The sequence below is a fragment of the Nocardioides euryhalodurans genome, from assembly GCF_004564375.1.
Lineage (GTDB): Bacteria > Actinomycetota > Actinomycetes > Propionibacteriales > Nocardioidaceae > Nocardioides > Nocardioides euryhalodurans.
This window is the reverse complement of the sequence record NZ_CP038267.1, coordinates 1,657,969-1,682,013: the sequence shown is the minus strand read 5'-3', so window position 1 is coordinate 1,682,013 and position 24,045 is coordinate 1,657,969. Positions and strand designations below refer to the sequence as shown.

Annotated in this window: 25 protein-coding genes and 1 tRNA gene; 17 read left to right on the top strand and 9 right to left on the bottom strand. The window is 72.7% G+C overall.

The features are described from left to right. Position 1: 1 nt before the first annotated feature. Entirely contained in the window at positions 2-616 is a 615-nt protein-coding gene (locus tag EXE57_RS07875) for a DUF3000 domain-containing protein (protein ID WP_135076039.1), read from the bottom strand. Positions 617-687: 71 nt separating this feature from the next. Here EXE57_RS07875 and hemE point away from each other — a divergent pair, with 71 nt between their 5' ends. Continuing rightward, positions 688-1,722 carry a uroporphyrinogen decarboxylase gene (hemE, locus tag EXE57_RS07870; RefSeq protein ID WP_208543004.1) on the top strand — a complete coding sequence of 345 codons (1,035 nt, stop codon included), beginning with the start codon at positions 688-690 and terminating at the stop codon, positions 1,720-1,722. A gap of 6 nt (positions 1,723-1,728) precedes the next feature. On the opposite strand, the gene EXE57_RS07865 is transcribed toward hemE, so the two are convergent. Together EXE57_RS07865 and EXE57_RS07860 are read right to left on the bottom strand one after the other, a co-directional pair. Further along, positions 1,729-2,523, bottom strand: a complete 795-nt coding sequence (locus EXE57_RS07865) for an NYN domain-containing protein (RefSeq protein WP_135076033.1) — start codon at positions 2,521-2,523, stop codon at positions 1,729-1,731. Positions 2,524-2,552: 29 nt separating this feature from the next. After that, positions 2,553-3,488: a DUF4349 domain-containing protein gene (locus tag EXE57_RS07860; RefSeq protein WP_135076030.1), complete on the bottom strand. Its 936-nt coding sequence runs from the start codon at positions 3,486-3,488 to the stop codon at positions 2,553-2,555. Positions 3,489-3,618: 130 nt separating this feature from the next. On the opposite strand from EXE57_RS07860, the gene EXE57_RS07855 reads away from it, so the two are divergent. Genes EXE57_RS07855 through hemQ form a run of 4 tightly spaced genes read left to right on the top strand, consistent with a single transcriptional unit; the run spans position 3,619 to position 6,853 of the window. Then, the gene (locus EXE57_RS07855) at positions 3,619-4,158 is read left to right on the top strand and encodes an NADPH-dependent FMN reductase (RefSeq protein WP_135076027.1); all 540 of its coding nucleotides are present in this window, start codon (positions 3,619-3,621) and stop codon (positions 4,156-4,158) included. Continuing rightward, positions 4,155-4,763, top strand: coding sequence for a flavin reductase family protein (locus EXE57_RS07850; protein ID WP_135076024.1), 609 nt, complete (start codon positions 4,155-4,157; stop codon positions 4,761-4,763). The genes EXE57_RS07855 and EXE57_RS07850 overlap by 4 nt, the downstream gene beginning before the upstream one ends. Before the next feature lie 33 nt (positions 4,764-4,796). Next, positions 4,797-6,149 carry a protoporphyrinogen oxidase gene (gene hemG, locus EXE57_RS07845; RefSeq protein ID WP_135076021.1) on the top strand — a complete coding sequence of 451 codons (1,353 nt, stop codon included), beginning with the start codon at positions 4,797-4,799 and terminating at the stop codon, positions 6,147-6,149. Further along, the gene (gene hemQ / locus EXE57_RS07840; protein WP_135076018.1) at positions 6,146-6,853 is read left to right on the top strand and encodes a hydrogen peroxide-dependent heme synthase; all 708 of its coding nucleotides are present in this window, start codon (positions 6,146-6,148) and stop codon (positions 6,851-6,853) included. The genes hemG and hemQ overlap by 4 nt, the downstream gene beginning before the upstream one ends. Before the next feature lie 13 nt (positions 6,854-6,866). Here hemQ and EXE57_RS07835 read toward each other — a convergent pair whose 3' ends face one another. Next, on the bottom strand, positions 6,867-7,367 hold the full coding sequence (locus EXE57_RS07835) for a hypothetical protein (protein WP_135076015.1): 501 nt from the start codon (positions 7,365-7,367) through the stop codon (positions 6,867-6,869). A gap of 105 nt (positions 7,368-7,472) precedes the next feature. Here EXE57_RS07835 and EXE57_RS07830 point away from each other — a divergent pair, with 105 nt between their 5' ends. Then, positions 7,473-8,153, top strand: coding sequence for a hypothetical protein (locus EXE57_RS07830; RefSeq protein ID WP_135076012.1), 681 nt, complete (start codon positions 7,473-7,475; stop codon positions 8,151-8,153). Here EXE57_RS07830 and msrB read toward each other — a convergent pair whose 3' ends face one another. Next, entirely contained in the window at positions 8,154-8,555 is a 402-nt protein-coding gene (gene msrB / locus EXE57_RS07825) for a peptide-methionine (R)-S-oxide reductase MsrB (RefSeq protein WP_135076009.1), read from the bottom strand. It lies immediately after the preceding gene. Between the two features lie 61 nt (positions 8,556-8,616). Here msrB and EXE57_RS07820 point away from each other — a divergent pair, with 61 nt between their 5' ends. The 4 genes from EXE57_RS07820 to EXE57_RS07805 are packed head-to-tail and all read left to right on the top strand — an operon-like array spanning position 8,617 to position 12,389. Next, a complete protein-coding gene (locus tag EXE57_RS07820) occupies positions 8,617-9,693 on the top strand; it encodes a ferredoxin reductase (protein WP_135076006.1) in 1,077 nt (358 codons plus the stop codon). 35 nt (positions 9,694-9,728) lie between these two features. Beyond that, positions 9,729-10,946 (top strand): fatty acid desaturase family protein, encoded by a 1,218-nt coding sequence (locus EXE57_RS07815; protein WP_135076003.1) that lies wholly within the window; start codon positions 9,729-9,731, stop codon positions 10,944-10,946. Then, positions 10,943-11,260 carry a hypothetical protein gene (locus EXE57_RS07810; RefSeq protein ID WP_135076000.1) on the top strand — a complete coding sequence of 106 codons (318 nt, stop codon included), beginning with the start codon at positions 10,943-10,945 and terminating at the stop codon, positions 11,258-11,260. The genes EXE57_RS07815 and EXE57_RS07810 overlap by 4 nt, the downstream gene beginning before the upstream one ends. A gap of 43 nt (positions 11,261-11,303) precedes the next feature. Continuing rightward, positions 11,304-12,389, top strand: coding sequence for a DNA polymerase domain-containing protein (locus EXE57_RS07805; RefSeq protein ID WP_135075997.1), 1,086 nt, complete (start codon positions 11,304-11,306; stop codon positions 12,387-12,389). A 552-nt stretch (positions 12,390-12,941) separates the two neighbouring features. Here EXE57_RS07805 and EXE57_RS07800 read toward each other — a convergent pair. Together EXE57_RS07800 and EXE57_RS07795 are read right to left on the bottom strand one after the other, a co-directional pair. Next, the gene (locus EXE57_RS07800) at positions 12,942-13,478 is read right to left on the bottom strand and encodes a hypothetical protein (protein ID WP_135075995.1); all 537 of its coding nucleotides are present in this window, start codon (positions 13,476-13,478) and stop codon (positions 12,942-12,944) included. After that, the gene (locus EXE57_RS07795) at positions 13,475-14,560 is read right to left on the bottom strand and encodes an ATP-dependent DNA ligase (RefSeq protein WP_135075992.1); all 1,086 of its coding nucleotides are present in this window, start codon (positions 14,558-14,560) and stop codon (positions 13,475-13,477) included. Before EXE57_RS07795 ends, EXE57_RS07800 begins: the two co-directional genes overlap by 4 nt. Positions 14,561-14,801: 241 nt before the next feature. On the opposite strand from EXE57_RS07795, the gene EXE57_RS07790 reads away from it, so the two are divergent. From EXE57_RS07790 to EXE57_RS07780, 3 genes are all read left to right on the top strand, one after another. Continuing rightward, positions 14,802-14,880 (top strand) — tRNA-Gln (locus EXE57_RS07790). Positions 14,881-14,940: 60 nt separating this feature from the next. Continuing rightward, entirely contained in the window at positions 14,941-16,404 is a 1,464-nt protein-coding gene (glmU, locus tag EXE57_RS07785; RefSeq protein ID WP_135075990.1) for a bifunctional UDP-N-acetylglucosamine diphosphorylase/glucosamine-1-phosphate N-acetyltransferase GlmU, read from the top strand. A gap of 43 nt (positions 16,405-16,447) precedes the next feature. After that, entirely contained in the window at positions 16,448-17,419 is a 972-nt protein-coding gene (locus EXE57_RS07780) for a ribose-phosphate diphosphokinase (protein WP_135075987.1), read from the top strand. Between the two features lie 130 nt (positions 17,420-17,549). Here the strand turns inward: EXE57_RS07780 and pepN are convergent, their stop codons facing one another. Beyond that, positions 17,550-19,955, bottom strand: coding sequence for an aminopeptidase N (gene pepN, locus EXE57_RS07775; RefSeq protein WP_135075984.1), 2,406 nt, complete (start codon positions 19,953-19,955; stop codon positions 17,550-17,552). 235 nt (positions 19,956-20,190) lie between these two features. Between pepN and EXE57_RS07770 the strand changes: the two genes are divergently transcribed. From EXE57_RS07770 to EXE57_RS07755, 4 genes are all read left to right on the top strand, one after another. Beyond that, positions 20,191-20,874, top strand: coding sequence for a 50S ribosomal protein L25/general stress protein Ctc (locus EXE57_RS07770; protein ID WP_135075981.1), 684 nt, complete (start codon positions 20,191-20,193; stop codon positions 20,872-20,874). Continuing rightward, positions 20,871-21,461, top strand: coding sequence for an aminoacyl-tRNA hydrolase (gene pth, locus EXE57_RS07765; protein ID WP_135075978.1), 591 nt, complete (start codon positions 20,871-20,873; stop codon positions 21,459-21,461). The genes EXE57_RS07770 and pth overlap by 4 nt, the downstream gene beginning before the upstream one ends. A 147-nt stretch (positions 21,462-21,608) precedes the next feature. Continuing rightward, the gene (locus tag EXE57_RS07760; RefSeq protein ID WP_244247042.1) at positions 21,609-22,382 is read left to right on the top strand and encodes a 3'(2'),5'-bisphosphate nucleotidase CysQ; all 774 of its coding nucleotides are present in this window, start codon (positions 21,609-21,611) and stop codon (positions 22,380-22,382) included. Positions 22,383-22,388: 6 nt separating this feature from the next. Then, complete coding sequence (locus EXE57_RS07755) at positions 22,389-22,997, top strand: HAD family hydrolase (protein ID WP_135075975.1); 609 nt, start codon at positions 22,389-22,391, stop codon at positions 22,995-22,997. A 4-nt stretch (positions 22,998-23,001) separates the two neighbouring features. Here the strand turns inward: EXE57_RS07755 and EXE57_RS07750 are convergent, their stop codons facing one another. Then, positions 23,002-23,982, bottom strand: coding sequence for a lytic transglycosylase domain-containing protein (locus EXE57_RS07750; protein ID WP_135075972.1), 981 nt, complete (start codon positions 23,980-23,982; stop codon positions 23,002-23,004). Positions 23,983-24,045: the final 63 nt, after the last annotated feature.

Here is a 24,045-nt window from a genome sequence, read left to right as displayed (position 1 = left end):
CTCAGTGTCCCGGCCCACGCTGCCCGCGTCGGCTCGGCATCGCGGTCACGCCGTCAGGCACCGGGGGCAGCCCGGCGGCCGTGCAGAGCAGCTCGCCCCAGGCCTCGACGTGGTCGCCGAGGGCGGCCGGGTCGAGCGGGGTCCACGAGGCGCGGATCTCGATCTGGGCGGTGCCGCCCTCGTCCGCCATGCCGCCGAAGCTGTCGGTCGCCACCCGCGTGACGGTGCCCGAGGGAGCCGTGTGGGAGGCGCCGTGGGCCTCCAGCGCCTCGACCAGCCAGGTCCACCCGACGCTGGGCAGCATCGGGTCGGTGATCATGTCGTTCTCGATCTCGGCCCGGGCGTAGGCCACGCACCGGAAGGTGCCGTCCCAGGCGTCGTTGCCGTCGGGGTCGTGGAGCAGGATGATCCGCCCGGTGCCGACGTCGGTGTCGTCCACGGTCACGTCGGCACTCAGCGCGAAGGAGTGGGGGGCGATGCGTTGCGGGGCGGGCATCTCCTCGCAGAAGACCTCCGGGCGCAGTCGTGCCGCCTGCATGCTCTCGACGGCGGCCCGGAACTCGGGCGGCGTCGCGGCCGCACCCGCACCCGGGTGCGTCTCCTGACGGACGACCATGTGCTCACAGTAGGTCGCCGGACTCGGCCCCGATGTGGGAACACGCCGGGCGACCTGCGAGGCTTCGCCCCATGGAGGCGGTATCGGACAGCCCGCTGCTGCGCGCGGCGCGGGGCGAGTCGGTGTCGCGGACACCGGTGTGGTTCATGAGGCAGGCCGGGCGTTCCCTGCCCGAGTACCTCGCGCTGCGGGAGGGCGTCGCCATGCTCGACGCCTGCATGGACCCGGCGCTGGTCACCGAGATCACGCTCCAGCCCGTCCGCCGGTACGGCGTCGACGCGGCCATCTTCTTCTCCGACATCGTGCTGCCGCTCAAGGCGGTCGGGGTCGACCTGGACATCAAGCCTGGCGTGGGCCCGGTCGTCGCCTCCCCGGTGCGGACCCTGGCCGACGTCGCGGCGATCCCGGACCTCGACCCCTCCCACGTCCCCTTCATCACCGAGGCGGTCCGGACGCTCGTCGGCGAGCTCGGGTCGACGCCGCTGATCGGCTTCGCGGGCGCACCCTTCACCGTGGCGTCGTACCTCGTCGAGGGCGGGCCCTCCAAGGACCAGGCCCGGACCAAGGCGATGATGTTCGGCGCCCCCGAGGTGTGGGACGCGCTGATGCGCAAGATCGCCGGCATCTCGGCGGCCTACCTCGAGGTGCAGGTGGCCGCGGGCGCCTCGGCGGTGCAGCTCTTCGACTCCTGGGCCGGGGCGTTGACCCCGACCGACTACGCCACCCACGTCATGCCCCACTCCGCAGCCGTGCTCGAGCGGGCCGGACGCCTCGGCGTGCCCCGCATCCACTTCGGTGTCGGCACCTCCAACCTGCTGACCCTGATGGGCGAGGCGGGCGCCGACGTCGTCGGGGTCGACTGGCGTACGCCGCTCGCCGACGCGATCGAGCGGGTCGGCGACCGGGCCGTGCAGGGCAACCTCGACCCCGCGCTGGTGTTCGCCCCGACCGAGGTGATGCTGCAGCGCGCCGCCGAGGTGATCGAGGCCGGGCGCTACGCCCGCGGCCACATCTTCAACCTCGGCCACGGCGTCATCCCGTCGACCGACCCCGACCAGCTCGCTCGGCTGACCGACTTCGTGCACACCTACGAGCCGCGCGGCTGACCCGGCTCAGGCCTTCTTGGCCGCCGCCTTCTTCGTCGCCTTCCGGGGCGCGGACTTCTTCGCCGGGGCCGCCTTGCGCTTGAGCGACACCTCTACGTGGGTGCCCGACTTGCGGGTCTCGAGGTACGCCTGGTCGGCGACCAGGCTGCTCAGCTTGCTGTGGCCGAAGCTGCGCGGGTCCCAGGACGGGTGGCTGCGGGCGAGGTGGTTGCCGATGGCGCCCAGCGTGGTCCAGCCGTCGTCGTCGGCGGTGGCGTTGACCGCCTTGGTCAGCGCACTCTGCAGGTTGAGCTGCGGCGAGGCCTCCTCCGTCCCGTCGTCGCCGGACTCGTCGGGGTCGTCGTCCTCCGCGTGGTCGCTGCCGAGCACCTCGAGCATGATGAAGCGGTCGCAGGCGTTCTGGAGCGAGATGGCCGTGCGCTTGCGCCCGAGGCCGTAGACGAGCTTCCCCGACTCGCGCAGCCGCAGCGCCAGGCTGGTGAAGTCGCTGTCGCTGCTGACGATCGCGAACGCCTCGACGTTGCCGGCGTAGAGCAGGTCCATCGCGTCGATGATCAGCGCGGAGTCGGTGGAGTTCTTGCCGGTGGTGAAGGCGTTCTGGTGCATCGCCCGGATCGCGCGGGCGTTGAGCTCGCGGGTCCAGCCGCCGAGCCGTGGCGAGGAGAAGTCGCCGTACGCGCGCTTGATCGTGGGGGTGCCGTACTTCGCGAGCTCGTCGAGGATCGCCTCGGCGTACTTGGGGGAGGTGTTGTCGGCGTCGATGAGGACGGCGATGCGTACGGCGCTGGAGTCGGTGTCCACGCGCCGACCCTAGGGCACGTCAGGTCGCCTCAGGCCTCGGCCGTGGGGCGTCGGACGGGATGCCGGGCCAGGAAGCGCCGCAGCACCAGCCAGGCGGGGAGGCCGAGCAGCAGCGCGACCGCGGCGAACGGCAGCAGTGCGCCCGCCACCCTGGCGAGACCGCCCGCGACCGCCGTCAGCGCGTCCCAGCCGGCGTCGAGGCCGGCGAGGAAGGCGGCGGTGTCCTGCTCCTGCTCCGCCGGCGCCGGCTCGTCCTCGGCCTCGAGGTAGACCGTGATCGTCGACAGCGAGGTCTGGTCCTCGAGCCAGGCGAGCTGCGACTTCAGCGAGTCCAGCTCGGCCTGGCGCTGGGTGAGCTGGGCCTCGATGGCGACGACGTCCTGGATGCTCTGGGCCCGTGCCAGCAGCACCTCGACCCGGCGCAGGCTCTGCTCCTGGGCGCGGATGCGGACCTCGGTGTCGATCACCTGCGTCGTCACGTCCTCGGCCTTGCGGGTGGAGGCCGTGACGTCGCCCAGTGCCGCCAGGTCGGTCATCGCACGGTCGAACTCCTCGCTCGGGATCCGCAGCACGAGCCGGGAGAGCCGGGCCTCGCCGTCCTCGCCCGCCGTGGTCTTCTCGTCGGCGATCGAGCCGCCGAGCGCGTCGACGACCTTGCCGAGGTCGAACCTCGCCCCGGCGACGTCGTCGCTCTCGACGGTGAGGCTCCCGGTCGAGATCACCGCAGGTGCGCGGGTGTCCGGCGCGGCCCGGTCGGCGACCTCCCCGACGGAGGAGCGGGTCGACCCGGTGTCGAGCGCGGTGCCCCCGGCGGCCAGCGACCGGTCGCCGGCAGGCGCCTCCTGCTCCGTGCTGGCCGGTTCGGCGCCGGAGTCACCGGCCTCGTCCCCGCCGCCGGCGCACCCGACGAGGCCCAACGTCATCACCAACAGGCCGCTGCCGGCCAGCGTGCGGAGTCCGTTCATGGGGCTACGACGGCGCCGCGGCCCGGATGGTTCCCGGGCGGCGAGCGACCCGGGGTCGGCGGGGCGGCGTCCGGTCCGGATCAAAGCCTAGTAAGTTAGTAGAGAAAAGTCACCGACGAAGGAGGACGCCATGTCCCTGCCCCCCGGCACCGTGCCCCGGACCGCTGTCGTGGTCGGCAACCCCAAGCCGGCCAGCAGGACGCTCACCGCCGCCCGACGCGTCGCCCACGGGCTCACGGGCTCGGAGCAGCACCTCGAGGTCGACCTGGCGACGTGGGGCACCTCGCTGCTGGACCCGGAGGACGCCGCCGTCGACGACCTCGTCAGGCGCGTCGGCGAGGCGGAGCTGGTGGTCGTGGCGAGCCCGACGTACAAGGCGACCTACACCGGGCTGCTCAAGGTCTTCCTCGACCGCTTCCCGGCCGGTGGGCTCCGCGGCGTCGCGGTTCCCGTGATGCTCGGCGCGGGACCGGCCCACGCGCTGGCCCCCGACACCACGCTGCGGCCGCTGCTGGCCGAGCTCGGCGCCGTGACCCCGGTGCGGGGCCTCTACGTGCTCGACCGGGACCACGACGATCCGGCGGCGTACGACGGCTGGCTGGCCTCGGCCCGTCCGGTCGTCGCGTCGCTGCTCGACCACCGCCCCCACCTGACAGGAGTCCCCGCATGACCTCGACCGACCTCCCCGACGACCGCGCCCTCCGTGACGCCTTCGGCACCTTCCCCAGCGGGGTGGTCGCCGTCGCCGGCCGAGTGGGTGGCCGGCTGGTGGGCATCGCCGCGAGCTCGTTCACCTCGGTGAGCATCGAGCCCGCCCTGGTGTCGTTCTCGATCGCCCGGTCGAGCAGCACCTGGCCGATGCTGCGCGACGCACGGCAGATCGGCATCAGCGTGCTCGCCGACCACCACGACGCGCTGTGCCGCCAGCTCGCGGGTCCGGCCGAGGCGCGCTTCGACGACCTCGCCCTCCACACCACCGCCGACGGGGCGGTGCTCCTGGACGAGGCGGTCGCGACCTTCACGTGCACGGTCCACGAGGAGATCGAGGCAGGGGACCACGTGATCGTGCTGCTCGAGGTCGCCGACCTGTCGATGGAGCAGGAGCGGCCCCCGCTCGTCTTCCACCGCAGCGGGTTCCAGCGGCTCCACCGCGACGACCTCGACCCCGCCCGGCTCGACGGGAGGATCAACGGCCAGCCGGTCGAGGGCGGGACCGGACCCGCGGCGGACACCGGGGGCGAGGGGTCGGGGGACGAGGGCGCGGACGCTGCCTGAGCGGGCACCGACGGGGTCTGAGAGATTGGACCCATGCCGGGCGTGGTGGTCGTGGGGGGCGGGATCGCGGGACTGACCGCGGCCCACCTCCTCGCCGACGAGCACGACGTCCTCGTGCTCGAGGCGTCGCCCGCCGTCGGCGGCAAGCTGCGGCTGGCCGAGGTCGGGGGAGTGGCGGTCGACGTCGGCGCCGAGTCGGTGCTGGCCCGGCGTCCCGAGGCCGTCGACCTGGTGAGCTCGCTGGGGCTGCCCGTGGTGCACCCCTCGTCCACGTCGTCCTCGCTCTGGACCCGGGGCGAGCTGCGACCGCTGCCGCGCTCCCTGATGGGGCTGCCCCTGGACCTCGACGGCCTCGCGCGGTCCGGGGTGCTCAGTGACGCGGCCCTCGACGTCGTACGCCGGGAGCCGGACCTGCCGCCCCTGGACCTCTCCCGGGACCGCAGCGTGGCCGACGTGGTCGCCGAGCGCTTCGGGCAGGAGGTCGTCGACCGGCTCGTGGAGCCGCTGCTCGGGGGCGTCTACGCCGGTCACGCGGGCAACCTGTCGGCCCACGCCACCACCCCGCAGCTCCTCGCCCTCGCCCGCGAGGGCTCCCTGCTCGAGGCGGCAGCGCGGCTGCCCGTCAGCGACGCCCCGGTGTTCGGCGGCGTCCCCGGCGGCCTCGGGAGACTCCCCGTCGCGCTGGCCGGGAGCGGCCGCTTCGAGGTGCGCACCGGTGCGACCGTCCGCGGGCTCGCGCGGACCGAGACCGGCTTCGCCCTCACGGTCGGGTCGACCCGCGACGCCGAGGTCGTGACGGCCGACCGCGTCGTCCTCGCCTGCCCGGCGACGCCGGCTGCCCGGCTGCTCGCCGAGGTCGCCCCCGCGGCCGCGATCGAGCTCGCCGAGGTCGAGTCGGCGTCGATGGCGATCGTCACCCACGCCTTCCGCGCCGAGGACCTCGGCGACCTCGCGACGACCGCCTCGTCCGGCTTCCTGGTCCCCCCGGTCGACGGCCGGGCGATCAAGGCGGCCACCTACTCCTTCGCCAAGTGGGCCTGGGTCCGCGAGGCCGGCGCTGCCGCCGGGGGCGTGCTGCTGCTCCGCACCTCGGTCGGTCGGCACCGCGAGGAGTCCGCGCTCCAGCACCCGGACGAGGTGCTCGTCGCGAGCTCCCTGGCCGAGCTCGCGGCCGCCACCGGGGTGGCGGCCCGGCCGGTCGACAGCCACGTCCAGCGGTGGGGCGGGGCGCTGCCGCAGTACGCCCTCGGGCACGTCGACCGGGTGGCACGGATCCGGTCCGCGGTGGCGCGGGTCCCGGGGCTGTCGGTCTGCGGGGCTGCGTACGACGGCGTGGGGATCCCGGCCGTCGTGGCCTCGGCCCGCCGCGCGACAATGGAGCCATGAGCACGCCCACCACCAACGCCGCCCGCCTCAAGGAGCTCAACGACTCCATCCGCTACACCATGTGGTCGGTGTTCCGGCTCGAGACGCCGCTCGGCGACGCCGACCGCGTGGCCGAGGCGGCCGACGTCGAGGCGCTCCTCGAGGTGCTCGCGGAGCGCGACGTCGTGGTGCGCGGCGTCTACGACGTCTCCGGGCTGCGGGCCGACGCCGACGTGATGGTCTGGTGGCACGCCACGACGAGCGAGGAGCTCCAGGACGCCTACAACGCGTTCCGGCGGACGTCGTTCGGGCGGCGGCTGGCGCCGGTGTGGTCGCAGATGGCGCTGCACCGGCCCGCGGAGTTCAACAAGAGCCACGTCCCGGCGTTCCTCGACGGCGAGGAGCCGCGCAAGCACGTGTGCGTCTACCCCTTCGTGCGCTCCTACGACTGGTACCTCCTCGACGACGCCGAGCGTCGCCGGATGCTCGCCGAGCACGGCCAGATGGCCCGCGGGTTCGCCGACGTGCGCGCCAACACCGTGGCGAGCTTCGCGCTCGGCGACTACGAGTGGCTGCTCGCCTTCGAGGCCGACGAGCTGCACCGGATCGTCGACCTGATGCGCCACCTCCGCGCCTCCGAGGCGCGTCGCCACGTCCGCGAGGAGGTGCCGTTCTACACCGGCGCCCGGACCGGGGTCGCCGAGCTGCTCCAGCGGCTTCCGTGAGCGGTGGAGCAGCTCAACCCCGCCGGACCCAGTCGCTCCAGCGGAAGCGTCGCACCAGGTCGATGTCACCGGCGCTGAGCTCCTCGGTGATGGCGCGCATCCGCAGGGCGCGGTAGGCGCCGCCACGGAAGCAGCGAGAGGGCATCCGGAGCCGCAGCGTCTCCGCCTCGGTGTCCCAGGTGGCCAGGAGGCCGGCGCACCGGCGGCGTCCGTCCTCGGTGACGAGGAAGGCCCGGTCGGGTCCGGGGCGCCGACGAGCGACCAGGACGACCTGGCCCGGGGGCCGACGTGCGTCGAGGCCGACCGCCACCGAGCCCTTCCCGACCGCGACGAAGGTCGTCGTGACGACCACCGCCCGGTCGCGGTTGCGGAGCGTGACGTCGAGGACGTCGAGGCGCTCGCCCGCACTGCCGTCGCCTGCGGGGTCGGTGACCGAGACCGTGGCGCCGTGGGCGGCGCCGAGCGGGAGCGAGAGGGCGGCGACGAGGAGGGCCGAGACGAGACGAGTGCGCATGCGCGCACCCTAGGGTCGGCCGGAGCGTCGCGCGGTGGTTTCGATGCCGGCGGGTCGCGGAGGTCGTGTCCGGAACCCGGGCCACGCCTCGCCCGTCCCATCCCCATGAGAACGATCGCCCTGCTCGTCGCCGCCGCGGCCCTGCTGCTCGCAGGGTGCGGCACCGACCCCGGGACCACGGCCGCCGACCCCGTGGGGCGCGACCGCCCCGCACCGCCTTCGCAGGTACCGGAGGCTCCGGGGGAGGTGGCCACCCGTGGGGTGGTCACGGTGCTCCAGGAGGCCCGCCCCGAGGTGTGCCTCGGAGCGGTGGCGGAGTCGTGGCCGCCGCAGTGCAGCGGGCCGCCGCTGCTGGACTGGCACTGGGACCAGCGCCAGGCGGGCCTCGACCGGCCGGGAGGCACGGTGTCCCCCGGCGGTGCCGACGCCTACGAGCAGGCCGGGCCGGTGCGCTGGGGGCAGTACGTGCTCACGGGCACGTGGGACGGGACCGCCCTCACGGTCCTCACCGCGATCCCGGCAGCCCTCTACGACGCACCGTCGGCCGAGCCCGTCGACCCGCCGGCGACGTCGGGGACCGACAGCGACGGCTCGCCGCGCCTGGCCCGCATCGCCCGCGAGGCGGGGGAGGAGCTGCCGGGGGTGCTGGCGTCCTACGTCGCCGGGGACCACGTGGCCGTGGACGTCGTCTACGACGACGGGTCGCTGCAGGACTGGGCCGACACGGCGTACGGCGAGGGCGTCGTGGTGGTCACCCCGGCGCTGGTGGACGTCGCGGCGGACTGACTACTTCTCGGCGGGCTCGAGCGTCAGGCTGATCGAGTTGATGCAGAAGCGGTCGCCGGTGGGGGTGCCGTAGCCGTCGGGGAAGACGTGCCCGAGGTGCGACCCGCAGCTGGCGCACCGGACCTCGACCCGCTTCATGCCGTGGGAGGTGTCCTCGAGGTACTCGACCGTGTCGGTGATCGGCTGGTAGAAGCTCGGCCAGCCGCACCCGGAGTGGAACTTGGTGCCGGACTCGAAGAGCTTGGCCTGGCAGGCCTTGCATCGGTAGACGCCGGTGGTCTCGGTGTCGGTGTACTCGCCGGTGAACGCGCGCTCGGTGCCGGCCTTGCGGAGCACGGCGTACTCCTCGGGCGAGAGCTCCTCGCGCCACTGCTCGTCGGTCTTCTCCACGTCGTAGGCCATGGCCCAAATCTACCGTCCCGCCGGTTGACACTTTGAGTGGACACGTGTTCACTCAAGACCCATGGCCAGCCCCACCGTCCCCTGGTCCCGCGTCCGTCGCGCGGGATGGACACTCACCACGCCGCTGGACCCCGACGACTACCTCCGGCTGCTCAACCCGCTGTGGACCTCGCGGGAGCTGCGGGGCCGCGTCGAGAAGGTGGTGCCGGAGACCGACGACGCCGCCACGCTCGTGCTGCGGCCCGGCTGGGGGTGGCGCTACGACCACCGCCCCGGGCAGTACGTCGGCATCGGGATCCAGGTCGACGGCAGGTTCCAGTGGCGCTCCTACTCGGTCAGCTCGCCCCCGAAGCGCTCGGGCCGCACCATCGCGATCACCGTCCGGGCGATGCCCGAGGGACTGCTCTCGGCCCACCTGGTCAACGGCCTGGAACCCGGCACGGTCGTGCGGCTGGCGCTGCCGGAGGGCGACTTCGTGCTGCCGGACCCGCCCCCGCGGAAGATGTTGTTCCTGGTCGGCGGCAGCGGGATCACCCCGGTGATGGCGATGCTGCGCACCCTCGACCGGCGCCGGACGATGCCCGACGTCGTCCTCCACTACTCCTCGCCGACCCCCGACCGGATGATCTTCCGCGAGGAGCTGGCGACGCTCGAGGAGCGCCACGAGGGGCTCACGATCCACCGGCTCCACACCGACACCGACGGCATGCTCGACCTGGCCGACCTCGACACCATCTGCCCCGACTGGCGCGACCGTGACACCTGGGCGTGCGGGCCCGGACCGATGCTCGACGCGATCACCGGCCACTACGAGGAGGCGGGGCTGGCCGAGCAGCTGCACCTCGAGCGGTTCTCCCTCGAGCTCGGCGGCGAGGGCGGGGAGGGCGGCACCATCACCTTCCGCACCTCCGGGAAGTCCGTCGAGGTCGACGGCGCCACCACGGTGCTCGAGGCCGGGGAGCAGGCCGGGGTCGGCATGCCGTACGGCTGCCGGATGGGGATCTGCCACACCTGCACGCTCACGCTCGTCGAGGGGCGGGTCCGCGACCTGCGCAGCGGCGACGAGTACGCCCAGCCCAACGAGCAGGTGCAGACCTGCATCACCGCCGCCGTCGGCGACTGCACGCTCGACATCTGACCGCCACGACCACCTGATCGACCACGAGGAGAGACATGGCCATCGCCGACGTCAAGGAGTACGCCCACCTCACGACCGAGGAGGTGGATCAGCTCGGCCGCGAGCTCGACGCGATCCGGGCCGAGGTCGAGGACTCTCGCTGCGCCGCCGACGCGGCGTACATCAACCGGCTGATCAAGGTCCAGCGCGGCCTCGCGACCGCGGGCCGGGTGGTGCTGGCCGCGACGCCCCACTCGAGGCGGACCCGGATCCCCGGTGCGATCGCCGGCGGCGCCCTGCTCGGGGCGGCCAAGATCCTCGAGAACATGGAGATCGGCCACAACGTCATGCACGGCCAGTGGGACTGGATGAACGACCCCGAGATCCACTCCTCCACCTGGGAGTGGGACACCGCGCAGCCGGCCGAGCAGTGGAAGCACAGCCACAACTACGTGCACCACCAGTTCACCAACGTGCTCGGCCACGACAACGACATCGGTTACGGCATCCTCCGGATGGCGCGCGAGCAGAAGTGGCACCCCGCCAACCTCGGGCAGCCGGTCTACAACGCGTTGCTCGCCGGGCTGTTCCAGTGGGGCGTGGCGCTGCACGACCTCGACATCGAGGCGATCCGGAAGGGCAGGAAGGACCCGAAGGAGATGAAGCGCCAGCTCAAGCAGATCTGGCGCAAGGGTCGCAACCAGGTGCTCAAGGACTACGTCGTCTACCCCGCGCTGAGCGGTCCCCGGTGGCGTACGACGCTGGCCGCCAACGCGGCCGCGAACCTCACCCGCAACGTCTGGTCCTACGTGATCATCTTCTGCGGCCACTTCCCGGACGGTGCGCTGCACTTCACCGAGGAGGAGCTCGAGGACGAGACCCGCGCCGAGTGGTACCTCCGGCAGATGCTCGGCTCGGCCAACTTCGAGGGCGGCCCGGCGCTCCACATCGCCTCGGGCAGCCTCGGCTTCCAGATCGAGCACCACCTCTTCCCCGACCTCCCGAGCAACCGCTACCCGGAGATCGCGGTCAAGGTGCGGGCCCTGTGCGAGAAGTACGACCTCCCCTACACGACCGGGCCACTGCACCGGCAGTACGGCCAGGCGCTGCGCACGATCATGAAGCTGTCGGTCCCCAACGGTTGGACCAGCAGCGACCAGCCCGGGCCGCCGACACCCGCGGTCGACCGGGGCCGCAGGACCGACGACGAGCGACCCACCCGGCGTACCGAGCTCGGCTCGTGGTCGCGAGGGCACTCGGAGGCCCGGGCATGATCGCCACCCGGCCCTTCGCCTGGGGCGCCTCGCTCGACGACCTGGTCGGCGCCCGGGTCACCCAGTGCGCGCTCTCGCGGGTCTGCGGCAGCTGCGGCCGCCCGCTGGGCCGCCCGATCGCGTTCGTCGGCACGGCACGGGAGGCCGGGCGCAACGCCTTCCACGCGCCGCCGCTGCACCTCGAGTGCGCCCTCGACCTGCAGGCGGCCCGGGAGGACTGGCAGCTGGTGACCACCGCCGGCTTCGAGTTCGTCCGCCCCGGTCGCGAGGACGAGGACCGGCGGCCGACGTTCCAGCCCAACTCGCTGCTCTAGCGGAGCGCCGCACTCCTGCGTCGTGCGCCGCTAGGGTCGACGCATGGCGAAGACTGCGGCCGCGACCGTCGTCGCGGGGGAGCGCGAGGTCAGGGTCTCCTCACCCGATCGCGTGATCTACGAGGCGACCGAGCGGACGCCCGCGGTCACCAAGCTGATGGTGGCCGAGTACTTCGCCTCCGTCGACGACGGGTTGATGCGGGCGCTGCGCGACCGGCCGACCGCGCTGGAGCGCTGGACCTCGGGGGTCCGGCCCGGCATGAAGCTGGCCACCGGGCCGCAGGACCGCGACGCCGACGCGTTCTACCAGAAGCGGGTGCCGAAGGGCGCTCCCGACTACCTCGAGTCGGTCGGGATCACCTTCCCCTCCGGCCGGACGGCGGAGGAGATCTGCCCGACCGAGATCGCGGTCCCGGTCTGGTGCGCCCACATGGGGACGCTGACCTTCCACCCCTGGCCCGTACGCCGCGCCGACGTCGACCGTCCCGACGAGCTGCGCATCGACCTCGACCCGCAGCCGGGCACGACCTTCGGCGACGCTGCCCGGGTCGCGGGCGTGGCCCGTGAGCTGCTCGAGGAGCTCGGCATCACCGGCTTCGCCAAGACCAGCGGCAACCGGGGCGTCCACGTCTTCGTCCGGATCCGGCCGGACTGGGAGTTCACCGACGTCCGGCACGCCGCGATCGGCTTCGGCCGCGAGCTGGAGCGCCGCGACGGACAGGTGACGACCGCCTGGTGGAAGGAGGAGCGGGGGGAGCGGATCTTCGTCGACTTCAACCAGAACTGCCGCGACCGCACGATCGCGTCGGCGTACTCCCTGCGACCCATCCCGGGGGCACCCGTGTCGACGCCGGTGACGTGGTCGGAGCTGGCCGAGCTCTCCGACCCGGCCGGCTTCACGCTCTTCTCGGTCCCCGACCGGGTCGCCGACGGCGACCCCTGGGGCGGCATCGACGACGTGGCGCACGACCTCGAGCCACTGCTGGACCTGTGGCGCGACCAGGGCGAGGTGGAGCTGAACTTCCCGCCGGACTACCCGAAGATGCCGGGTGAGCCGCCGCGGGTGCAGCCGTCTAAGAAGGTCGCCGCCCACTGGGACGAGCAGGGCAACCGCGTCGAGGGCACCTGAGCGGAACGGCCCCGGAACGAGGAAGGCCCGCCTGGCGAACCAGGCGGGCACCCTCCCGAGGGACGGCATCCGTGGGCCGGTGCCGTCGGAATCGGCTTCTCGCAACCCCCCGTTGCAAGACTCCGGTCGGTGAGTCCGGAACCCCCCGGATCCTGACCCACCAGGTCTCGTGGCGTCTGCCCCCCAGCTTGGCCACGAAGGTTGTCAGCGACGGAAGTACTGACAGGGACAACGCTACGCACCGACCGTCCAAGCGACACCCAACGGTGACCCACAACTCGGTAACAGGATCACGAGGACGCGGCCGGTGGAGTATGGTCCGCCGCCGGCCGGCGGGCCGGACGTGGAGAGGGTCCGCCCGGGCGGTGCCGGACGGACCCTCGAACCCTTGGTCGGAGACCCGCACCCCCCAGCGCGAACCTCCGGGCTCCGTGACCCTCACCCCCCGGATCGGGCCACCACGTCAGCGACGGAGAGCTGACAGGGACAACGCTAGGTGGTCGCGGTCCCCCGGACACCCACGCCGGGTCACCGGGTCGGTAACAAGGTGGCTCAGAACCCGCTGACGCCCTCGCCGCCACCGGCCTGCTCGTCGAAGTTCTCGTGCTCGAGCAGGTGGAGGACCGGGACCCCGATCCGGCGCCGGGCACGGGAGGTCCAGTCGACGTGGAAGAACTCCGCCACCACGTGGGGACGGGTCAGGATGATCGCCTCGCGACCGTCGACCTCGGTCACGCTGCGCGCCAGTGCGTCGATCGGCGGCTCGCTCACGACCTTGCCGCGGACGGTGGCGCCGGCCTTCTCGAGGGCGTGGACGGTCTCGGCCAGGTCGCGGTCGGAGCGCTCCTGGCAGTCGCGGCGCACGGCTTCGATGTCGACGTCGCTCATCACCATCGCCGGGGAGGAGATGACCTCGCCGGCCGCGAGCGACCCCATCGCCGACTCGATCCGCGCCGCGGCGTCCTCGAGGGGCAGCAGGACGTGGTAGACGACCTTCTCCTCGTCGATGCCCTCGTGCAGCGACAGCACCTGCAGGGCATCCGCCTCGGTCAGCGCCTGCTCGACGAGCAGCACCACGTCGTAGGTCATGACGCACCTCCCGAGAAAATTCTACTCAGGTCGTAGCCCACCGGCTCCTCCAGCTGTGAGTATCCGCAGGACGCGGGGTCGCGGTCGGTCCGCCACCGTTTGAAGTGGGCCGTGTGACGGAACCGGCGCCCCTCCATGTGGTCGTACTTCACCTCGAGCACCCGCTCCGGACGCAGCGGGGTGAACGAGAGGTCCTTGCCCTGGCTCCAGCGGCTCTGGGTGCCGGGGACGCGGTCCGGGTTGGCGGTCAGGAACTCGTTCCACCGACCCCACGGGTGGTCGGCGATGTCGCAGGCCAGCGGCAGCAGCTCCTGCCACAGCTCCGCGCGGCGGGCGGCGGTGAAGCTGGCCGAGACGCCGATGTGCTGCAGCTCGCCGGAGTCGTCGTACAGCCCGAGCAGGAGGCTGCCGAGCAGGGGCGCCTCCGGGGTGGACGTCTTGTGCTCGCGCATCCCGGCGAGCACCACGTCGGCGGTGCGCTCGTGCTTGATCTTGAGCATGGTGCGGGCATTGGGCTGGTACGCCGCGTCGAGCGGCTTGGCGACCACGCCGTCGAGCCCGGCCCCCTCGAACTGCTCGAACCACTGCTCGGCCTCGTCGGGGTCGGTGGTGGTGCGGGTCAGGTGGAGCGGGCCGGTGAGGCCGGAGAGCGCCTGCTCGAGCGCCGACCGACGTTCGGAGAACGGGTGGTCGAGGAAGGACTCGTCGCCGAGGGCGAGCAGGTCGAAGGCGACGTACCCGGCCGGCGTCTCCTCGGCGAGCCTGCGCACGCGCGAGTCGGCCGGGTGGATCCGCTCCTGCAGCACCTCGAACTCCAGCCGGCTGCCGACGGAGACGAAGAGCTCCCCGTCGAGCACGCACCGCTCGGGCAGCTGCTCGCGGACCGCGTCGACGACCTCGGGGAAGTAGCGGGTGAGCGGCTTGGTGTTGCGGCTGGTCAGCTCGACCTCGTCGCCGTCCCGGAAGACCAGGCACCGGAAGCCGTCCCACTTCGGCTCGAAGCTGTGCCCCGCACCTCTCGGCACGCCCTTGACCGACTTGGCCAGCATCGGCTGCACGGGCGGCATCACGGGCAGGTCCACGCCCCGAGGCTAGTCGAGGTCGTCGCGCGGGCGTCGGAGGTCGGACCCCGCCACGAGGGGCTGCGCATTTCCCATGTTCTGTTGCGGTGTGCTCACTGCTCACGGCAGCCCGAGCATGAGAAGTGAACGCCGCCCCACATCTCATGGGAAATGCCCGGCGAGCCGAACGCCATCGTCGGGGCAGGACGGCGACCACCGTGGTGCCGCGCCGGACCGTGCGGGCCCTAGGCTGGGGCACCTGTCCCCGGTTGGTCTGTCGGTAGGGCCCGCCTGACTTTGAATCAGGACCAGCGACGTAGGTTCGACTCCTACCCGGGGAGCGGAACGAGCCCACGGGAAGCGCCCACGAGCGACCCGGACCCACCCGAGGCAGGGGGAGCATGGACGACCTGACCGTGATCGTGCTGGCCGCAGGCGGCGGCACGCGCATGAAGTCCAAGACCATGAAGGTGCTGCACGAGGTCGGCGGCCGGAGCATGATCGGCCACGTCCTCGTCGCGGTGAAGGCGATGGAGCCGCGACGGGTCGTCGCGGTGGTGGGCCACCAGCGCGAGCAGGTCGGCCCCCACATCCAGGCCCTGCTGCCCGAGGTCGTGCTGGCGGTCCAGGAAACCCAGGACGGCACCGGCCACGCGGTGCGCGTCGCCATGGATGCCCTGCAGGAGCAGGTAGGCGAGGTCACCGGAACGGTGGTCGTCGCGGCCGGGGACACCCCGCTGCTGACGGGCGAGAGCCTGCGAGCCTTCGTGGCCGAGCACGAGGCGGCCCAGCGCGCGGTGAGCATCCTGAGCGGCGTGGTGCCCGACCCGTTCGGCTACGGGCGGATCGTCCGCAACGCCGAGGGTGACGTGGAGGCGATCGTCGAGGAGAAGGACGCCTCGCCCGAGCAGCGGGAGATCAGCGAGATCAACAGCGGCATCCTCGCCTTCGACACCCACTTCCTCGTCTCGGCGCTGCCGCGGATCGGCAACGACAACGCCAAGGGTGAGTACTACCTGACCGACGCCGTCCAGCTGGCGCAGGACGACGGCCTCACCGTCGGCGCCTACCCCATCGACGACGTCGCCCAGACCGAGGGCGCCAACGACCGGGCGCAGCTCGCCGAGCTCGGGCGCGAGCTCAACCGGCGCGTGGTCACCCGCTGGATGAGGGACGGTGTCACCGTCATGGACCCCGCCACGACCTGGATCGACGCCGACGTGGTGCTCGCCCCCGACGTGACGATCCTCCCGGGCACCCAGCTGCTGGGCGCCACGATGGTGGCCGAGGACGCGGTGATCGGGCCGGACACCACGCTCAAGGACTGCGAGGTCGGCGTCGGCGCCCGCGTCGTACGGACCCACGGCGAGCTCGCGGTGCTCGGCGAGCGGGCGACGGTCGGCCCCTTCTCCTACCTGCGGCCGGGCACCCGGCTCGGAGCCGGGGGAAAGATCGGTGCCTTCGTGGAGACCAAGAACGCCGAGATCGGCGAGGGCTCCAAGGTGCCCCACCTGTCCTACGTCGGCGACGCCGAGATCGGACGCGGCAGCAACATCGGTGCGGGGACGATCTTCGCCAACTACGACGGCACGACCAAGCACCGCACGACCGTCGGCGACGGCGCCAAGACCGGGTCCAACAACACCTTCGTCGCGCCGGTCTCGATCGGTGACGGTGCGATGACCGGTGGCGGGACCGTGGTCCGCCAGGACGTCCCGCCCGGCGCGCTGGCGGTGTCGGCCGGGCCGCAGCGCAACCTCGAGGGCCACGTCGCCCGCAGGTCGGCGACCGCCCGGCCAACGGACGGTGAACCGCAGACGGACCCCGGGGTTGGGCAGCCACCCCCCGGTGGTCCACAATCCTGACTGCACCTGTCTGGCGATCCAGGAGCTACCTGACGTGACCGGAATGAAGCGCACCACCGAGAAGAACCTGATGGTCTTCAGCGGTCGGGCTCACCCCGAGCTGGCCGAGGAGGTGGCGACGCTCCTCGGGAGCGGGCTGGTCCCGACCCAGGCGTACGAGTTCGCCAACTCCGAGATCTACGTGCGCTACGAGGAGTCGGTGCGCGGGTGCGACGCGTTCGTCATCCAGAGCCACACCACTCCGATCAACGAGTGGATCATGGAGCACCTGATCATGGTCGACGCCCTCAAGCGGGCCTCGGCCAAGCGGATCACCGTGGTGCTGCCGTTCTACGGCTACGCCCGGCAGGACAAGAAGCACCGCGGCCGCGAGCCGATCTCGGCCCGCCTGGTCGCCGACCTCTTCAAGACCGCCGGCGCCGACCGGTTGATCACGGTCGACCTCCACGCCGACCAGATCCAGGGCTTCTTCGACGGTCCCGTCGACCACCTGATGGCGCTGCCGATCCTGGCCGACTACGTCAACGAGAAGTACGGCGACCAGCCGCTCGCGGTGGTCTCGCCCGACGCCGGCCGGATCAAGGTCGCCGAGCGCTGGTCGGCCCGCCTCGGCGGCGCCCCGCTGGCCTTCATCCACAAGACCCGCCGCACCGACCGCCCCAACGAGACGGTGGCCAACCGGGTGGTCGGCCAGGTCGAGGGCCGGATGTGCGTCCTGGTCGACGACATGATCGACACCGGCGGCACCATCGTGAAGGCCGCCGAGGCCCTGATGGACGACGGCGCTGCCGGCGTCATCATCGCCGCCACCCACGCGCTGCTCTCGGGCCCCGCGGTCGACCGCCTCAAGAACTGCTCCGCGACCGAGATCATCGTCACCAACACCCTGCCGCTGCCCGACGACCGGCACTTCGACAAGCTCACCTGCCTGTCGATCGCCCCGCTCGTCTCGCGCGCCATCCGCGAGGTCTTCGAGGACGGCTCGGTCACCTCCATGTTCGACGGCCACGCCTGACCGGGCTCATCAGGCGGCAGCTCGCGGCGTTGCATCTCCCATGAGACGTGGGTGTGTGTCCACATGCCACGGCCGCTCGCCCATGAGAAGCGAGCAGATGACCACATCTCATGGGAAATGCAGGGATCGCTCAGCGACGCGCGCGGTGCAGGTCGTCGAGCGTGTCCTCCCACCCCCGACGGAGCACGGTCGGGAGGTCGCCCTCGAGCGCCCGCTCGAGCGCGGCGACGTGATCCTCGGTGAGTGGTACGGCGGGGAAGGCCCGTGACACCAGGGACGAGAAGGCCTGGCCGCGGGTCTGCGCCAGCCCGGCGAGCTCGGTGAGGTAGCGCTCGACGTACGGGTGGAGCAGGGCCGTCTGCTCGGCGTCCCAGAAGCCGGCGGCCGTCGCCTCGAACTCGCGGTTGGACAGCACCGGCTCGGCGGTGAGCCGCTCCCAGGTCACGGCCTTGGCCTCCGCGGTCGGCAGCGCCGCGAGGGCGCGGGCGGCCTCCAGGACACCGACGATCGTGCCGTCGCCGAGCCGCTCGTCGGTGATCTCCGTGGCCGAGAGCTCGCCGAGGGCGGCCAGCCGGTGGATCGTGTCCCAGCGCAGCCTCGCGTCGACGTCGATCCCGGTGTGGGTGCGCCGGTCGAGCAGCCAGCGCTGCAGCAGCACCGCGTCGGGGGAGGTGCGGGCCAGGCCGCGGGTGAGGGCGACCGCCACCTGGTGCTCCGGCTCGGAGGCCAGGCCGGTCTCGCAGGCCGCCGCGATCCGGGCCGTGGCGTCGACGACGTCCTCCGGTCCGAGGTGGCGCACCACGAGGACGCGCAGCGTCCAGTCGAGCACCGACTCGACGATCCCGACCCGGCGCTCGCGGGGCAGGTGCCGGGTCACCAGCCCGAGGAACTCCTCGGCCGGGAGCTCGCCGCAGCGCACCAGGTCGATGGCCGTGCCCCAGACGACGGCGCGCGTGCCGTCGTCTGGGACCGAGGCGAGGTCGGCGGCCAGCGCGTCCCACGACTGCTGGTCCAGCCGCAGCCGGGCGAAGGTCTCGCCCCCGGTGTTGGGCACCAGGACGGGGACGTCCGGGAGCCGCACCGGCTGGTCGCCCAGGTCCACGAGTGCCGTCCCGGTGGCGGCCAGCGTGTCGTCGTACGACGTCACGGCGAGCCGGTGGGGCCGCTCGCCCTCGCGGGTCAGCGTGAGGCCCTCGCTGTCGCGCGTGACCCGGACCGTGTCGAAGCCGGTCGTCCGCAGCCAGGCCTCGACCCAGCCCCGGACGTCGCGGTCGCTCGCCCCGTCGAGGGCTGCGACGAAGTCGGCCAGTGTGGCGTTGCCGAAGCGGTGCCGGGTGAAGTAGGCGTTGACGCCGGCCAGGAAGTCCTCGTCGCCCAGCCAGGTCACGAGCTGCTGCAGCGCCGAGTTCCCCTTGGCGTAGGAGATCGAGTCGAAGTTGGTGGCGGCCGCGTCCACGTCCGGCACCTCCTCGGCGAGGGGCGCGATCGGGTGCGTGGAGCGGCGCTCGTCGGCGACGTAGGCGTTGATCTTGCGGCCGGCGGCGAAGTCGACGAAGTTGCCGCTGAAGCCGGCGGCCTCGTCGGCCACCCGGAAGCCCATGTAGTCGGCGAAGGACTCCTGCAGCCAGGTGTCCTCCCACCACGTCATGGTCACCAGGTCGCCGAACCACATGTGGGCCATCTCGTGGGCGATCACCGTCGCCCGGCGCCGACGCTCCCCGGCGGTCGGCTCGTCCACCGGGAGGATCTCGTCGCGGTAGGTGACGCAGCCGGGGGTCTCGAGCGCACCCCAGTTCTGACCCGGCACGAAGGCCTGGTCGTAGGAGTCGAAGGCGTACGGCTCGGTGAAGATCGAGCCGTAGTGGTCGAAGCACTGCTCGGTCACCCGGCGCAGCTCGTCGAAGTCGCGGTCGAGCTGGGCGGCGAGCGAGGCACGCGCGTGCCAGCCGAAGGGCAGCCCGGCGTGCTCCCACGTGCGGGAGTGCCACGGGCCGGCGCAGACGACGAACATCGGCAGCGGGATCGGCGGCGTCGCGGCGAACTCCCAGTCGCGGCCGTCCTGCCGGACCGTCCGCCCGTTGGCCAGCACCGACCAGCCCTCGGGCGCGGTGACCGTCAGGGAGACGGGCGCCTTCAGGTCGTTCTGGTCGAAGCAGGGGAAGACCTTCTGGCAGATGTCCATGCCGACGTACGCCGACACGTAGGTCTCCCCGTCGGCCGGGTCGGTGAAGGTGTGCATGCCGTCGCCATCGGTGACGTAGGGGACGCGGGCCTCCACCGTCACCTCGTTGGTCGCGCCGAGGTCCTCCAGCACCAGCCGCCGCCCGTCGTACGTCGTCGCGGGGAGCCCGTCGAGCAGCACCTGGGTCGCGTCGGAGATCTCGAGGAAGGTGGTCGCTCCCGGCTGTGCGCAGGCGAACCGGACCGTCACCCGGCAGCCGAAGGTCTCCCGGTCGGTGAGGTCGAGGTGCAGCTCGTAGGACACGTCCGAGAGCAGGTCGGCCCGGGTCCGGGCCTCGGCGAGGGTGAGCGACATGCACGTGACCCTAGACACGGCACGCGCGTGCGCGCGAGGTGGGTGCAGGGCGGTCCCGGGGGCAGCACGCACCGATTGGCGGCCACGCCGCCCTCTCGCCTAGGATCGGACGGTTGCCTCGGCGAGGGACCCCGCTCCGCGGGTCCGTGATCGACAGGGCCGGCCTCCGAGCCGCGCTGTCGCGCGGCGTCCTCGCCGGGCCCAGGACCACACGAGGACGAGGAGCAGGACCGACATGGCCGCCGAGAAGATCACCGCCCAGCAGCGCACCGAGTTCGGCAAGGGTGCCGCCCGCCGCATCCGCCGCGACGACAAGATCCCCGCCGTGCTCTACACCCACGGCGACCAGCCGGTGCACCTGACGCTGCCCGGCCACGACACGATGCTGGCGCTCAAGCACGGCGGCGCCAACGCGCTGCTCGAGCTCGACATCGACGGCAAGACCCAGCTCGGCCTGACCAAGCAGATCCAGATCGACCCGATCACCCGCCACATCGAGCACGTCGACTTCGTGCTCGTGAAGAAGGGCGAGAAGGTCACCGTCGACGTCCCGATCCACGTGGTCGGCGACGCCGCCCCGGAGACCCTGGTCGTCACCGAGAACTCGGTCGTCTCGGTCGAGGCCGAGGCCACCCACATCCCCGAGTACTTCGAGATCTCGGTCGAGGGCGCCGCGATCGGCACCATGCTGCACGCCTCGGACCTCGCGCTGCCCTCCGGCACGACGCTGCTCTCCGACGCCGAGCTGCTGATCGTCAACGTCACCCAGCAGATCTCCGAGGAGGCCCTCGAGGCCGAGCTGGAGGAGGCCGAGGCCGACGCCGGCATCGAGCGCGAGGAGTCCGACGAGGACGCCGAGGCCGAGGCTGCTGCCGAGGGCGAGGCCGACGGCGACGCCGAGGGTTCCTCGGAGGAGTGACCACTCCCGTGTGGCTGGTCGCCGGGCTGGGCAACCCCGGCCCGGCGTACGCCGGCCACCGGCACAACGTCGGCTACCTCGTCACCACCGAGCTCGCCTCCCGCATGGGGGAGGGCTTCCGGTCGCACAAGTCGGGGCGGGCCGACGTGGTCGAGGGACGGCTGGGGTCGCCCGGCCTCCCCGGCCCGCGGGTCGTGCTGGCGCGTCCGCGCTGCTACATGAACGAGTCGGGCGGACCGGTCAAGGCGCTCGCCACCTTCTACAAGGTCGAGCCCGCCCACGTCGTGGCGATCCACGACGAGCTCGACATCCCGTTCGGGACGCTCCGGGTCAAGCTCGGCGGCGGCGACAACGGGCACAACGGGCTGCGCTCGCTGCGCTCCTCGTTCGGCACCGGTGACTTCCACCGGGTCCGGGTCGGCATCGGCCGCCCCACCGGCCGCCAGGACGTCTCCGACTTCGTGCTCTCCGACTTCTCGGCGACCGAGCGCAAGGACCTCGCCTTCGAGGTCGCCCGCGCGGCCGACGCCGTCGAGTCGCTCGTGCTCGAGGGACTCGAGAAGACGCAGCAGACCTTCAACTCCTGAGCCGTCGAGATGGGCCCCAGCAACCGTCGAGATGGGCATGCGTGCCGTTCCAGATGGGCGTGCGCCACCCTGCGGGGGTGCGGACGCCCATCTCGAGCGTTGCGGAGGCCCATCTCGACGGGGGCGGGGGCTGGCTAGGGTGGGGCCGTGACTGACGCGACCCCGCCCCAGGCCATCGCCAACGACGACCACGCCTTCGCGGCCTGGGCTGCCGAGCAGGCGGGGACGCGCCTGCTCGAGGTCCGGACCCAGGGCCTGGAGGGTCGTGAGCTCAAGGACGCCGGCGACGCCGCGGCCCAGGCCGTGCTGGCCCAGCTGCTGGCCGAGCACCGGCCCGACGACAGCGTGCTGAGCGAGGAGGCCAGCGACGACAAGTCGCGGCTGCAGGCCGACCGGGTGTGGATCATCGACCCGCTCGACGGCACCCGCGAGTTCTCCGAGCCGCCGCGCGACGACTGGGCCGTGCACGTCGCGCTCTGGGAGCGGGGGGAGCTGACCGCGGGCGCGGTCGCGCAGCCCGCGCTCGGCGAGACCTTCCACACCGGCGCCCCGCCGGTGGTCGCCCCTCGCGGCGACGGTGCCCCGCGGATCGCGGTGTCGCGGACCCGCCCGCCGGCGTTCGTCCAGGCCCTCGCTGAGGAGATCGGGGCCGAGCTGGTGCCGATGGGCTCCGCCGGCGTCAAGGTGATGAGCGTGGTGCGCGACGTGGCCGACGCCTACGTCCACGCCGGGGGCCAGTACCAGTGGGACAACGCGGCGCCCGTCGCCGTCGCCCGCGCCGCAGGGCTCCACTGCTCGCGGGTCGACGGCTCGACCATCGTCTACAACGAGGACGACACCTCGCTGCCCGACCTCATCGTCTGCCGGCCCGAGCTGGCCGACCAGATCGTCGCGTTCGTACGCCGCCACGGCACCGACTGAGCGCCCGTGGTGCGTCACCTGCTGCTCGACGCCGACGGCGTGCTGCAGCGGGTCGGTGGGAACGGCTGGCGGGCCAAGGTCGACGCCGCCCTCGGTGAGCACGCCGACGCCTTCGTCGCCGACCTGCGCGACCTGGAGGGGCCGGCCCTCGTGGGCTCGGGCGACTTCCCGGCGGCGCTCGGCCGGGCGCTCGCGGAGTACGCCCCCGACGTCGACCCCGAGAGGTTCTACGCCGGCACCTGGCTCGACCTCGAGACCGTCGAGGAGACCGTGGCCGTGGTCGAGGACGTCCGCCGGGCCGGGGCCGGGGTGCACCTCGTCAGCAACCAGCACCCGCGTCGCGCCGACCACATGAGGGACGTCCTTGGCTACGACCGGCTCCTCGACCGGTCCTTCTACTCCTGCGACCTGGGCGTGGCCAAGCCCGACCCTGCGTTCTTCGCCCGGGTGGTCTCGGAGCTCGGGTCCGATGCCGGCGAGCTGCTCGTGGTGGACGACAGCGCGGCCAACGTGGCCGGCGCCCGCCACGCGGGGCTGCCGGCCGAGCAGTGGCACCACGACGAGGGGGTCGACGTGCTGCGGGCGCGCCTGACCGGGCACGGTCTGCTCGGGTAGCGGCTCAGCGGCCTCGCGCCAGCCACTCCCGCACGGGGACCGGGCGACGCTCGGCGTACCCCTCGGGCAGCCAGATGCCGCCCTGCCGGGTCAGGTAGTAGATCGGCCACTGGTGGTAGCCGAGGTAGGTGCGCGGTCGCCGCTGCATGACCTCCGCGTACAACCGCACACCCCGGACGTACGCCGTGGAGTTGTTGTAGCGGTAGAGGGCCGCGGCCGGGTCCCGGTCGAAGCCGTTGGCGCGCAGTAGTCGCCCGGCGGCCAGGATCGCGTCGCGCGGGTCGCGGACGTCACCTCCCTCGCCGTAGATGTCCCACGTCGTCGGGATGAACTGCATCGGCCCCTGTGCGCCCGCCACCGAGGTCCCCTCGATCCGGCCGAAGCCGGTCTCGACGAGGTTGATCGCCGCCAGGTACTCCCAGTCGACGCCGTAGCGCCGCTCGGCCTCGCGGTAGTGGCGGCGGAGCTCGGCGGCCGGCCGGGGCCGCACGATCCGCCACGCGGGCAGCTCGGTCGCGAGGTCGGCGTCCGAGGTGGGGTGCATCGACCGGAAGGCCCGGCGGGCCGCGACGTTGGCGGCGGTGTCGCGGCGCAGCCGCGGGGGCAGCATCCGACCCACGCGCTCGTCCCAGCCGGGCCGGCTCGCCAGCTCACGTGCGGCGAGCTGCTGCGTGTGCCCGGCCGCGGCCAGCAGCGACGGCGGCGTCCCGGGGTCCTGGATCGCCCGGTCGGCCGCGAGCAGCTGGGCGGCGGCCTGGCGTGGGGATGCCGGGCGGACCGGCTGCCCCTCGAGGGCAGGGGAGAGTGCGGCAGGCGGCCGCCCGGCGTCGCGCGGCTGCCGCTGCGGGGCGTCCCGGGTCGCGGCCTCCTCGCTCGGTGAGGTCTCCGCCGCCGGCTCCGGCCGTACGTCGGTCGCGGAGCAGGCGGTCAGCGGCAGTGCGCAGGCAAGGGCCAGCCACGCGACCCCACGACGACGATCTCCCACCCGGTCGACGGTAGCCGCGGCGTGGTCGCGTGGGCATACTGCGCCGGAGGCGTGCCATGGGGG